Below are 12689 nucleotides of genomic sequence, written 5' to 3'. Positions count from 1 at the left end.
GAGGCGGGCAAATAGCGTATGATCACACTCAAAAGTATTTTAAGCATTGGAAGCATTCTTACTTTAATAGCCGCTGCAATCAAGTTAAGTCCTATCACATTACTAACTTCAACCTCTCTGGAGAAAAAGTTGTACAGCAAGGAGAGAAAGTTCGGTTATTCCATTCTCAGATTTATTGTTCAAGTTATTGGGCTAGCGCTAGCTATGTTTCTAGTGAATATGGTTTTCTTCAAGAGAAAGGAGGACTTTAATGGCGCCGTAGCAATTGTTGGCACAATCATCTTGTTATTGGTATATTGCTGGATTGCTTGGAACAAAGAAATCAATGATCGTAGTCTTCTTCAGAAACACAACTATAGCAAAAGAACCAAACTGATTATGTTTATTACGTTGCTAATTTTCCAAGCTGGCTTTATTATTATGCCGGCTTATGTCTGTGGTACGCTTTTTTCATATATCTTATTTCAAAAAGAAATGACCATTCAGGCAGTGCTGTTAACTATTGCATTTTTGTTTGCCATTTACATTATTATGGCTATTTTTATTTTACCTTTTATGAGAACGATATGGGGTTACCTCGACTTTAAATCAGTGAACCCCAATTATATCGAAGATCGTCCTTTCTATATCGTGATGGAGAAAAAGCGTTGGTACATCCATCACTTGACTGACAAGAACAAGATATTGCTGGGTGATGCAGAGCAGTTGAAGAACTGTAGCAGCTTTAAAATAGTCGACAGAGATAACATTCTAAAAGAAGAATTTCACATGGTCAGAGCTAATAAAGCTAGCGAAATCGAATATGTGATTTAGCTGGGCCGTTTCTCGGTATTCTACCGGGAGCGGTCATTTAGTTCCAAAGGAGGACAGGGGTTCTACCGCGCGCAGGGAGCGCGCAATTGGGCCCCCGCAAAGTATTCCGAATATGCTTCAGAGCTTGGGGTCACTTTGAGGGGAATAGCAACGAACATGGCATCTGATTCTACCGCAGTTCTCTGCTTCGTCAAATCAACCATCCCACACTTCATCTGTTGTCGAAATCCGTACAGTTGTGATAGGATGAACAACAGACTCTCCGCTTCGAATCGTGCAAAGTCGGCTTCCGGACTTTGTGCATTTTCTAAAGCGATTAATAGAGAAATAGAGATATAGAGCTATAGAGATGGAATGGAGAATAGGAGCCATACTTTATGATGACCAACAAGAATCATTCGCGTGTTAGGCTAGCTTTGCTGCTAGGCTTGTTTTCGACGCTCGGGCCTTTTACCATCGATATGTACTTGCCGGCGTTTCCGGAGATCGTGAAGCAATTCGACACGACAGCTTCGCTGGTGCAGCTCAGCCTGACCGCTTGTCTGCTCGGACTCGGCATCGGCCAGCTTGTCATGGGTTCGCTGAGCGACGTCCACGGCAGACGCAATCCGCTGCTGATCTCCATGGCCGTTTATGCCTTGGCCTCGTTGGCCTGCGCATTCTCGCCGAATATCGGGCTGTTGATCGCATTCCGGTTCATACAAGGATTTGCCGCTTCGGCGGGCATTGTCATTTCCCGCGCGATCGCACGCGACCTGTACAGCGGTCACGAGCTTACCAAATTTTTCTCGCTGCTCTTGCTTGTCGGTAATTTGGGTCCGCTCGTGGCACCGGTTACCGGTAGCGGGATTCTTTCTTTCACGACGTGGATCGGCGTATTTATCGCGCTGGCGCTGCTTGGAATCTACCTATTAACGATGACAAAATGGGGGCTGCAGGAGACGCTGCCAGCCGATCGGCGCAGGCCCAGCAATTTCGTGCAGCAGCTGCGGAATTACGGAACGCTCTTGCGGGATCGCCAGTTTGTCGGCTATATGCTGGCACAGGGCATTATGATCGCCGGGGTCTTCGCCTATGTTTCGGGAACGCCCTTTATTTACCAAAATATTTATGGTGCCTCGCCAACCGTATTCGCTCTTTTGTTCGGATCGAACGGCATCAGCTTGATCATCGGCTCCCAATTGGTCGGGCGGATGACGCATCGCATATCCGAACGCGCCTTTCTGTTGTTCGGCCTATGGCTTGCCTGCTTGGCTAGCGTCACTGTCTTAGTGGTAGCCATCGTCCATGGACCGCTTTTCACATTGGTGATTCCGCTATTTTTCTTCGTAGCGGCAATCGGCATTACCTCCACGGCAGCATTCCCGCTTGCGATGGAGAGCCAGAGTCATATGGCAGGCAGCGCCGCCGCGCTGCTTGGCGTCATTCCCTTCTTGCTCGGAGCGGTCGTCTCTCCGCTAGTCGGCATCGCGGGCGAAGACACTGCCGTTCCGCTGGGCGTCATTATCTTATTGACGAGCGTCGCAGCGATGCTGGCTTACTTCTTGCTGATCAGAAGAAGCCCGCGCGGAGCAGCTAAAGTTAGCAGCATGTGAATAGTCTGGAACTGGTAAGCCGACCGCATGAGGTCGGCTTTTTTGCGTGGAGCGAGGGGAGGCGTTGCCCCGATTCCGTTCCGCATGGACGGAACAGCGCTCCGCTTCGTCAACCGAGCTTCGTATGCAAATTCAATCGGAAATCATATACTCCCCCTTGCCATCCCCATCCATGCGAGAATGACTGGAAAAGTTTTCTTAGTACTTTATCATTTTTTCTCCCCTCTCATACCTCTCGGTTGACTCGAATTTTATGATGAAGACATTGATAGAGGATGAAAGGAGTCGGTATGAGAAAATTAACAATTGCGTACACGGTAACTATTGCTCTTGCCGCATTATCATGTACGGGTGCTGCTGCATCAGCGGCGGATTATAAAGATGTACCCGATACAAGTCCATATTTGTCTCACATTGACAATCTAAAGTCGCTTGGTGTAACGGAAGGAATTGCAGAAGGGATATTCGGACCGGAACAGACGCTGACTCGTGCTCAGTTTGCCAAACTCGTCTCCGTTGCTTTTCAGTTAAAGGATAACGGCGGCTCGGTTCCCTTTTCGGACATCCAAGACCACTGGGCCGCCGCTTATATACGTGCAGTCTTCCAATCGGGTATCGTAAGCGGCACCTCCAGCACGACTTTTTCGCCGAATAAACCGGTCAAACGTGAAGAGGCATCCGTCATGGTGTGGAGATATGCCAAAAAAATGGGTCTGTCTCCGGGTACCCTGTTAAACTTCAGTGAAAAACCGGACCCATGGGCGACGGAGGGAATTAGCAGTATTATTGCCCATGAATGGTACGGCGAGGACGTTAAACAAAACTCCGATATTTGGTCGTACCGGCCGCAAGCGGCTATGACCCGCCAGGAGTCGGCCGCTCTGATCGATTTGGCGATGAAAGATATCCCCGGTAGTCTATCTGCACCCGCGACGCCAGCACCCGCGGCGCCAGCGCCCGCGACGCCAGCACCCACGGCGCCAGCACCCACGGCGCCAGCACCCGCGACGCCAGCACCCGCGGCGCCTGCGCCCACGGCGCCAGCACCCGCGACGCCAGCACCCGCGACGCCAGCACCCGCGACACCTGCGCCCGCGACGCCAGCACCAGCAACGCCAGCGCCCGCGACGCCTGCGCCCGCGACGCCTGCACCTACGACGCCTGCACCCACGATACCTGCTAACGGCGTGAGGGCCGGTTTGGCTTCGGGGAGCGTACCCTACGGAAGTATGGTCATTTTGAGCGCCTCCAAACCTGGAGCTACCATATACTACACCACGGATGGCAGCGATCCCAGAACATCGCCTACCCGCAAGCATTACATTTCGCCGATCAAAGTGCTGAGCAAGCTTCAGTTGAAGACATCCGCCGTATACCATCCGGCAGCAGGCAAAACTGAAGTCAGCGATGTCTCCACCTACCGGTATGAGACGATAGGGACGCCGCCGGCGCCATCCGTCGGACTGTACGATTCGTTCGAAGACTTTAAGCAGGTTTCCGATCGTACGAATGTATACATCGCAACGGACCACCCCGCTTATTTCGCCGACGATACGAATCGGTTAGCGCGAACGTCGACGGAGTCAGGGAGCGTCATCTACCAAACCGATTACGATATTACGTCATTGCTTATATACAGCTACTTTTTTACCGGGATTGACTTGGAAAAGAACCGGTTGTTCGCCTCGGCGGACGGAAAAGAATATAAGGAGGTCCCTGTCAGCTTCTATCCGGTCGGCTATCCGACAGGCAATTGGCAGCAGTACGCCAATGAAGCTTCGTCGCTGCCGCCGCATACGAGATTTTTGAAAATCGAACTGCGCGGGGCCGCCAAGTCTTGGTCGCCTCAGCTTTCCAGCGTACTGCTCAATAGAAATACCGCTTCCGTAGCTATCAAGTCTACGCGAAGCGCCGGGTCGCTCCAGGTCGAGCTATCCTCGGCTTCGCAAGGGGCTCGGATTTATTATCGCAAGGACAACGCCCTTGCGTTTCAGCCGTACTCCGAACCGTTGAAGCTCACCGGGTATAGCGTATTGGAGACCTATGCCGTCAAAGACGGCAAGGAGCCAAGTCCCCTCCGCAAGTACAAGCTCAACGGGAGCAGCGACATTCTGGTCGACTCGTTCGGACAGATGGTTTCCGCGAATTTTCCGGAAAAGGTCACGGACGAGCAAGAACTCAAAGCGGATGCCCTATCGGACGCCTCCTATTACGACGGCCTGAAACCGCCTGCGAACCTGGATCGTTACGGAGGTCTGGCCGGCAGCTCGGCCAAATACGGGCTTAAAGGCACCGGCTTCTTCGCGATTCAGCAGCTTGGAGGCCGGAAAGTGATGAAGACGCCGGAAGGCAACGTTTTCTTCAGTTTAGGGATGAACGGGATCAGCGCCCATGAGACCTATACGATGGTAAAGGGCCGGGAGCAGCAGTTTGAATCCATCCCTCCCTACGAGGGGCAGTACCAACCTGCGTTTATTACTTCCGATCATGGCAGCTTCTCGTTCTACATGGCGAATAAATACAGGAAAACAGGGGAATTTCCGACGGAAAGCTCATTCTATACGGAAGCGGTCGGACGGCTTAAGAAATGGGGCTTTAACAGCGCAGGGGGCTATTCGCCCGAGAAATACGGCAGCTTGAACAACTTCCCTTACGTGCGGATGCTTCCGCTGAACATGGACTGGGCGAAGCTTGACGGGATTTCGATATTCGACATATTTGCGCCGGACGCCGAAGCCAAGATCGATCAGGCGTTTGCGAATGCACTCCCGCAGAACAAAGACGATCGGATGCTGATTGGGTACTTCATCGGCAACGAATACGATTTTCATAAGTTTTATTCCGACGTGCCGAAGCTGAAGGCCAGTTCCGCAGCCATCAAAGGCCGTTTTGTCAAAATGCTGAAGGATAAATATCAGAACATCGATACCTACAACAGCAATTGGGGAACCAGCTTTACGTCCTTTAACGACCTGCGGGAAGCGGAGCTTCCCATCAAGACGTCGCAGTCCTGGAAAGATATGGACATGTTTTTCAGATATTACCTCGACACGTTCTACGGAACGGTTTCGCGAATCTACCGTAAATACGATCCGAATCATCTCCTGCTCGGGGACCGCTGGATCACGACTTCTTTCCACAACGAGAAGATTCGGGACGTAATGGCGGAGGTGGAAGGGAAATACTCGGATGTCATCAGCATCAACTATTACTCGTATAAGATCGAATCCGACTTTCTGAAGGACGTGTACACGAAGTCGGGCGGCAAACCGATTCTGTTAAGCGAATTCGGCTACGGCACGGCGGAGCAGGGATTGAACCCTCTTCTTCCGAATGCAGCCGTGAACCAGTTCCAGAGGGGCATGCGCTACCGGAATTACGTGGAGGGCGTAGCCGATTTGGGCTATATTGTGGGAGCCCACTGGTTCAATTATGTGGATCAGGCCCCCCTCGGAAGATACTGGCAGGGGATTGGAAGTTGGGCGGAACGTTATAATTCAGGTGTTTTGAACGTCGCGGACCGTCCGTACAAGTCGTTCCTTGCGGGTGTCATGCAGTCGAACTACGATATTTACAAGGTGCTGCTCGGGGAACGACCGAATTTCTATTACGATTTCAGCCAACAAAAGTAGCCGGCTAAAGAGCGACGCACGAAAGACCGCTAACCAAGCGATCTTTCGTGCGCTTCGTTCGTCCTGCCGAACAGGACAAGGCTTTCCTGCCGCATCGACGCCGCGCCTATACTACTTAATGCTATTGCGGACTACCTCTCATGGGCCATTTGAAATTTTGCCGATTTTGTTATAATTGTCCCCAAGGCAGACGGATAACGGTGAAGAATGGAGAAGTATGAGTGCAATAGCCGGAGTATTCCATGATCATGATGAGCCTGTATCTATTGAAGTAAGCGAAAAAATGATGAAATCATTAGCAAAATATCCTGCTAATCATGTACGAACCTGGCATGACCGGTCTGTATTTATGGGCTGCCACGCGCAATGGTTCACGCCCGAATCGGTGCATGATCGGCAGCCTTGCTACGATGAACGGCACGGGCTGGTCATCGCCGCGGACGCGATCATTGACAATCGGGAGGAGCTGTTCAACCGGCTGCAGGTCGAGCATTCCCGCCGGAAGCGGATGACGGACAGCGAATTAATTGTGGAGGCATACCTCAAATGGGGGGAGGACGCTCCGAGCTATATCATAGGCGACTTTGCTTTCGTCATCTGGGACGATCGGAGACGCCGCTTGTTCGGAGCCCGCGATCTGGCGGGAAGCCGTACGCTGTATTATGTTCATCGGCCGGGGCAGTTTGCTTTCTGCACGGTGATGAATCCGCTGTTGGCGTTGCCCGGCGTCAGGAAAGAGCTGAACGAGTCCTGGTTGGCCGAGTTTCTCGCGATCCCGATCATTCTGGATACGATCGACGTTCGCTCGACGGTGTACCGCCACATCGGGCAGATTCCGCCGGCTCATTCCTTTACCGTCGAGGACGGAAGCCTAAAGGTCGAGCGCTACGGAACGTTGGCGGCCGATGTCCCGAAGCTGAAGCTGAGATCAAACGGCGAATACGAAGAAGCGTTTCGCGAGGTGTTCCGGGAAGCCGTCGTCTCGAAGCTCCGGACAAGCCGGAATGTCGGCGCGAGCTTAAGCGGAGGGCTTGATTCGGGGGCAGTCGTCAGCTTCGCGGCAGGTCCTTTGCGCGAGGAAGGCAAAACGTTGTATACATACAGCTATGTCCCTCGCCCGGACTTTACGGATTGGACGCCTAGAAGCATGGTTGCCGACGAGCGTCCGTACATCCAGGCCGTCGTTGACCATGTTGGCAATATTGCGCACAGCCATATGGACTTTGCGGATCGGAATTCCTTTGAGGAAATAAACGATCTGCTCGAATTAATGGAGGCGCCTTATAAATTTTTTGAAAATTCTTACTGGTTCAGAGGCATTCTCGAACAAGCGAACAAAGACGACGTCAGCATTTTATTGCATGGAGGAAGCGGCAATTACACCATCTCGTGGGGACCGGCGTTGGACTATTATGCCCGGCTGTTGCGAAAGCTGCGTTGGGTGCGCCTTTATCGCGAGTTAGAACAATATGGCAAAAACATGCGAGTCGGGAGATCGCGATTGCTTCCCTTCATCGGCAAAATGGCTTTTGCGTCTCCGTCGCCGTCTTCGAAGCCGCTTCCGAATATTCCGCTGTTGATCCATCCGGAATTGGCGGAGCGTACAGGCGTATTCGATAAGCTGAAGCACCACGATGTCGGATTGAACGACTCCTGGATGAACGAATTCGAGGCCAGAACGTACCAGTTCGATCAATTGTCGATCTTAAACCATCAGGGGACGTCGTCGACCAAATTATCGCTGAAGTATGCCGTCAGAGAGAGGGATCCTACCTGCGATCCGAGGGTCGTTCGATTCTGCTTATCCGTGCCCGTCGAACAGTATGTTCAGAACGGCATGGATCGCTCGCTCGTTCGAAGGGCGACCGAACGTTATTTGCCCGAATCCGTCCGACTCAATCAACGCGTTCGGGGCGTGCAGGGAGCGGACTGGATCCATCGCGTGATCCCGTCGTGGAGCGCGGTCACGGAAGAGCTGCACGAGCTATGCCGCGATACCCGGGCCTCGCGGTTTCTGAACGTAGAGCAGATCAAAGCTTCGCTAACGACAATCGGTCACCCGCCCAAGCCCGAGCAGGCCTTTGACCGGCATGCGAGATTATTGATGCAGAGCTTGATCGTGTACCGATTCATACGGCAATGTTCCTAACGCTCCCGCTTGAAAGGAGGTGAGAACAGATGAAAAAAGAGTGGAACCAACCGATTCTGGAAGTCCTTGACGTCAACCAGACGATGGGCGGACCGAACGGCTTGTACCCGGACCGAAACGGAAAAGGCACGAACAACGGCCATCCCCATGCCCCTCAAGATTCCTAAGATGAAAGATCGAATGGCAGCACCGAAGGGTCCTCATACCTATTGCATGTATAGGGCCCTTCTCTTACGAAGAGAATACTTCCGCTCGAGGGAATTTACATACAGGATTGAGGGGGAAGGAAGATGACAAATGCGGTCGCGCCAACCCTGTACACCGCTTTTGGCCTGCGCATCATAAGCGAGTTCTGTTTGCCGGAGCTGCCGCAGACAACCGCACGGGCCGGTGAAGCGGACGTCGCAATCAAGACCGGGGACTTGTCGGAAGCCTGGAACGAATACGGGGCTCAGGACGATTACTATGCGTTTATAGACGGTCGATTTTTGTTCTATGTGCCCGAAGTCGCCATCTACAGCATTCAGGGCGGGAAGGAAATCATCGTGTCTCCCCTAACCGGAGCGGAGGAAAAGAGCATTCGCATCTACCTGCTCGGCACCTGTATGGGCGCGATCCTGATGCAGCGCAAGACGCTCCCTCTTCACGGCAGCGCCGTCGTCATTAACGGACAAGCCTACGCGTTCGTCGGAGAATCCGGGGCGGGGAAATCAACGCTGGCCGCCGCGTTCCTGAACCGCGGCTATCCGCTCCTGACCGACGATGTGATCGCGGTATCGCTCGGCGCGGACGGCAGCCCTCCTGTCGTCATTCCCGCATACCCGCAGCAGAAGCTCTGGCAGGAAAGCATCGAGCAGCTAGGGATGGAATCGGACGGATACCGCCATCTCTATTTGTCCAAGTATGCCATCCCCGTTGCGTCCGGATTTGCCGCGACTTCCGTTCCCCTAGCCGGCATATTCGAGCTGACCAAGACGGAGGGGGAAGAGGTGAAGCTCTCGCGCTATCAGGGTCTTGAACGTCTGGCGATCCTCCGGCTGCATACGTACCGCCATTTTCTGATTTCGCATCTGGCGGGGGAGCAATGGCATTTTTCGACCGTGGCCGGAATCGCGAGTCGGGTCGATCTGTATCGCTTGCAAAGGCCGTCTGCCGGATTTTCGGTGCATGAGCTGGTCGGCCAGGTGTTGCTTGCCGTACTTGAAGGAGAGAAGGTTATGCAGGGGTGAGAGGCGGAGAACGGCTAGGAATAGCGCCCATGCTCGTCTATCTCAAGAAGCTTCACGCGTTTGCCGGGCGCAAACTGTATGTGAATCTGATCGGGACCATGGTCGTCAGCACGCTGGAAGGGATCGGCATATTCCTGCTGGCTCCCATGCTGAGTCTGATTGGGCTATTGGATTCGTCTGCGGGAGGCATCCCGTTTCTTTCTTCCGCGGCCGAGCCGCTTCAGAGCCTGTCGTCCGGCTTGCAATTGCCCGTTGTGCTCGCCGTTTTCCTTATCCTGCTGTTGGGCCAGGGGCTCTTGCAGCGTCATCTGACCAACCTGAATTCAGAACTGGAGCAAGGCTTTATCCGATACTTGAGGCTGGACATTTATAAGGGCTTATTGCAGTCGAACTGGGCGTTTTTCCTGAAGAAGAGGAAGTCGGATTTTATCCATCATGCCACGACCGAGCTGCCGCGGGTCAGCTTCGGTGTTTTCATGTTCCTACGGTTGAGTACGACTTTTCTCTTTACGCTAATCCAGATCGGCTTTGCGCTGTGGCTGTCGGCGCCGCTCACGATTGCGGTGCTGCTGTGCGGTCTGGCGCTCGCCGTCTTTTCCCGTTCCAGGGTAAAAAAATCAAGAATGATCGGACAGGAAACGACCGAGCTGATGCAGCGTTATGTGGCCGGGATGACCGATCACTTCAACGGCATCAAAGACATTAAGAGCAATCGGATGGAAAAGCAGCATCTGACCTGGTTCGGCGCGTTATGCGATCGGCTGGAGCGCAATATCGTCCAATTTACGAGACTGCAATCGGCATCCCAGTTTTATTACAAAGCCGCCTCGAGCCTGCTCATCGCCTGCTTTGTTTATTTCGCCTTCGAAGTCATCCATGTACAGGCCGAGCTCCTTCTTTTTATCGTCCTTATTTTTTCGCGTTTGTGGCCGAAGTTCTCGGCGTTGCAGTCCAATCTGGAACAGATCGCCCAATCGATTCCCGCCTTCCGAAACCTATGGGAGCTGCAGCAGGAGTATGAGGCCGCCCAGGAGCCGGAGCTGTCCGAGCTTCCGGCTGGCGGCAGCGCCATGCGCGCCGTACAGGGCTTCGAGTTCCGAGACGTATACTACCGTTATGACCGCAACCATGGCTCCTACGCGCTTCAAGCCGTGAATCTGCGAATACCGGCCAATCGGATGACGGCCATTGTCGGCCGTTCGGGCGCGGGCAAAAGCACCCTGATCGATATGCTGATCGGACTCGTTCAGCCGGAACGCGGGCAGGTGCTCGTAGACGGCAAGCCGCTTGCCGCGAGCGATTCCTTTGCCTTAAGGCGGGCTGTCAGCTACGTCTCGCAAGATCCCTTTCTGTTCCATGAGAGCGTGAGAGACAATTTGTCCATCGCCGCGCCGGACGCTAGCGAAGACAGAATGTGGGAAGCTTTGCGATTTGCCGCAGCGGATGTATTCGTCAAGAAGCTTCCGCAAGGACTCGATACCGTGTTGGGAGACCGGGGGGTTCGCCTATCCGGAGGCGAACGCCAACGGATCGTGCTAGCGAGGGCGATCCTGCGCAAGCCTTCCATCCTCATCCTGGATGAAGCCACCAGCGCGCTGGACAGCGAGCATGAAGCCAGCATTCAGGAGGCGCTGGAACGGCTGAGGGGAAGCATGACCATGATCGTGATCGCCCATCGCTTGTCCACGATCCGGGGCGCGGACCAGATCGTCGTATTGGACAACGGAACGATCGTGCAACGCGGCGGATACACGCAGCTTTCCGGCGACCAGGACGGCCTCTTCGGCAGGTTGCTGGCTTATCAGGCAAGGGCGAGCGTTTGAGCGGCGCTCTTCGTATCTTTGTGTGGAGCAGTGTTTTCTATGAGTTGATTTTGCTTGTCCTGAGACTTAAACTTCAAAATAGAGCGACCTCCTGATGGCGAGATTAAAGGGCGGCAGACCCGTTTTCAACTCCCATGTTTACAGAGGCGCTCTTTTTCGTGCTGCTTAGGGAATTTTCACTCGCTTATTTATCCAGTCGGACACGATATGTCAGGGGACCCTTCCTATACTGGAATGGCAAGATATCTTAAGGAGGCGATAGGAATGAAGCTTACCATCTCGACGCATGACGATCAACGGATGGCGGTCATTCAGGAAGCGGTCAAGCAATTCCGTAAGGAGAACCCGGACGTATCCGTGGTACTGGAACTCGTGCCGAACAAGGCGGAGTTGATCCGCAGGCTCACGAGCGGGGAAGGCCCGGACATTGTGGAATGGGAAGGCACCAACATGGGGCAATGCTTGGATGCCGGGATTTTGTCCGATCTGCGGGAATTTATCCAGCGAGACAAAGTCGACATGGGCAACTACTTTCCGTGCATCGCCCAGTCCGTAGAATCGAACGGACGGATCGGGGCGCTGCCGGTCATGACCGAGACGCTCGGGGTCTTCTACAACAAGCGGCATTTTGAGGAAGCGGGGTTGCCGTATCCGCAAGACGGATGGACGTGGGAGGACTTCATGGATACGGCGAGGAAGTTGACGATACGGGATGAGCGTGGGAATGTGATCCGACACGGTGCCTTTACGAGCTTCGGATATATGCTCTACGTCGAACCGGTTGTCTGGAATTACGGGGGATCTTTCTTATCGGAAGACGGCGTCGAATTGGAAGGATATTTGAACCACCCTTCGACCATCGAAGGGTTCCGGCAATACTTGTCCCTGATCGACGAGGACGTGTCGCCGAGGATGGGGGTTGGGCAGGATTCCTGGATAGCTTGCTTCATTCATGAGAAAATGTCCATGTATCTGGATGCCAACTGGGCGATCAAACCCATGTCCATAGAACAGAAGGAAAAGTTCGGAGTCGTGGGTTTCCCGGGCGGCAAGGAGCATCCTAAATCGAACATCTTCCAAGTGTATGGGTATGGCATCTCCACGACTTGCCGCAATCGCGAACTTGCCTGGGCTTTTCTTCGCAAGCTGGCTCTTCCGGGGGAAGGCGTCGACAAGCTGTGGACCGTTCTGAACCTGGCGGCAAACCAGAAGACGGCGGAACAAAGCGGCCACAAGGCGGACGCCATGTATGCCGTTTTCTACAAAGAACTGCAATACGGCCGAGATGGCGCGTACCAGTACCCAAACTTCATTCCCGCCTTCCATCACAACGAGACCTTCGACAGGCTCATTCATGCCGAGAATGTGGAACAGGTCCTTCAAGAGGCGGTTCGCCGCACGCCCAAGATTACGCCTTTTGATTTCAAAGCCCAGAGTTGGTGGTGACT

The 12689-nt window shown here is 53.5% G+C and carries 8 protein-coding genes; all 8 read left to right on the top strand.

Features of this window, described 5'->3' with window-relative positions; translation table 11 throughout:
* Nucleotides 1-18 precede the first annotated feature (18 nt).
* The 8 genes from H7C19_RS16430 to H7C19_RS16395 all read left to right on the top strand — a co-directional run bounded on the left by H7C19_RS16430 (nucleotide 19) and on the right by H7C19_RS16395 (nucleotide 12687).
* Entirely contained in the window at nucleotides 19-813 is a 795-nt protein-coding gene (locus H7C19_RS16430) for a hypothetical protein (RefSeq protein ID WP_185143732.1), read from the top strand.
* Nucleotides 814-1190: 377 nt separating this feature from the next.
* Nucleotides 1191-2408 (top strand): multidrug effflux MFS transporter, encoded by a 1218-nt coding sequence (locus H7C19_RS16425; protein WP_185143731.1) that lies wholly within the window; start codon nucleotides 1191-1193, stop codon nucleotides 2406-2408.
* A gap of 290 nt (nucleotides 2409-2698) precedes the next feature.
* Nucleotides 2699-6040, top strand: a complete 3342-nt coding sequence (locus H7C19_RS16420) for an S-layer homology domain-containing protein (RefSeq protein ID WP_185143730.1) — start codon at nucleotides 2699-2701, stop codon at nucleotides 6038-6040.
* A 217-nt stretch (nucleotides 6041-6257) separates the two neighbouring features.
* Nucleotides 6258-8189, top strand: coding sequence for an asparagine synthase-related protein (locus H7C19_RS16415; protein ID WP_185143729.1), 1932 nt, complete (start codon nucleotides 6258-6260; stop codon nucleotides 8187-8189).
* Between the two features lie 29 nt (nucleotides 8190-8218).
* Complete coding sequence (locus H7C19_RS16410) at nucleotides 8219-8356, top strand: paeninodin family lasso peptide (protein ID WP_185143728.1); 138 nt, start codon at nucleotides 8219-8221, stop codon at nucleotides 8354-8356.
* 123 nt (nucleotides 8357-8479) lie between these two features.
* On the top strand, nucleotides 8480-9418 hold the full coding sequence (locus H7C19_RS16405; protein WP_185143727.1) for a phosphoenolpyruvate carboxykinase (ATP): 939 nt from the start codon (nucleotides 8480-8482) through the stop codon (nucleotides 9416-9418).
* A gap of 20 nt (nucleotides 9419-9438) precedes the next feature.
* Entirely contained in the window at nucleotides 9439-11241 is a 1803-nt protein-coding gene (locus H7C19_RS16400) for an ABC transporter ATP-binding protein (protein WP_185143766.1), read from the top strand.
* Between the two features lie 264 nt (nucleotides 11242-11505).
* Nucleotides 11506-12687 (top strand): ABC transporter substrate-binding protein, encoded by a 1182-nt coding sequence (locus H7C19_RS16395; protein WP_185143726.1) that lies wholly within the window; start codon nucleotides 11506-11508, stop codon nucleotides 12685-12687.
* The last annotated feature ends 2 nt before the right edge of the window (nucleotides 12688-12689 follow it).

The sequence above is a fragment of the Cohnella nanjingensis genome, assembly GCF_014212125.1.
GTDB lineage: Bacteria > Bacillota > Bacilli > Paenibacillales > Paenibacillaceae > Cohnella > Cohnella nanjingensis.
The sequence above is the reverse complement of the archived record's forward strand: the minus strand, read 5'-3'. Positions and strand labels throughout refer to the sequence as shown.

Coding starts and splice junctions, on each gene's coding strand:
- H7C19_RS16430 (WP_185143732.1), top strand. CDS start 19: ATGATCACACTCAAAAGTATTTTAAGCATTGGAAGCATTCTTACTTTA.
- H7C19_RS16425 (WP_185143731.1), top strand. CDS start 1,191: ATGATGACCAACAAGAATCATTCGCGTGTTAGGCTAGCTTTGCTGCTA.
- H7C19_RS16420 (WP_185143730.1), top strand. CDS start 2,699: ATGAGAAAATTAACAATTGCGTACACGGTAACTATTGCTCTTGCCGCA.
- H7C19_RS16415 (WP_185143729.1), top strand. CDS start 6,258: ATGAGTGCAATAGCCGGAGTATTCCATGATCATGATGAGCCTGTATCT.
- H7C19_RS16410 (WP_185143728.1), top strand. CDS start 8,219: ATGAAAAAAGAGTGGAACCAACCGATTCTGGAAGTCCTTGACGTCAAC.
- H7C19_RS16405 (WP_185143727.1), top strand. CDS start 8,480: ATGACAAATGCGGTCGCGCCAACCCTGTACACCGCTTTTGGCCTGCGC.
- H7C19_RS16395 (WP_185143726.1), top strand. CDS start 11,506: ATGAAGCTTACCATCTCGACGCATGACGATCAACGGATGGCGGTCATT.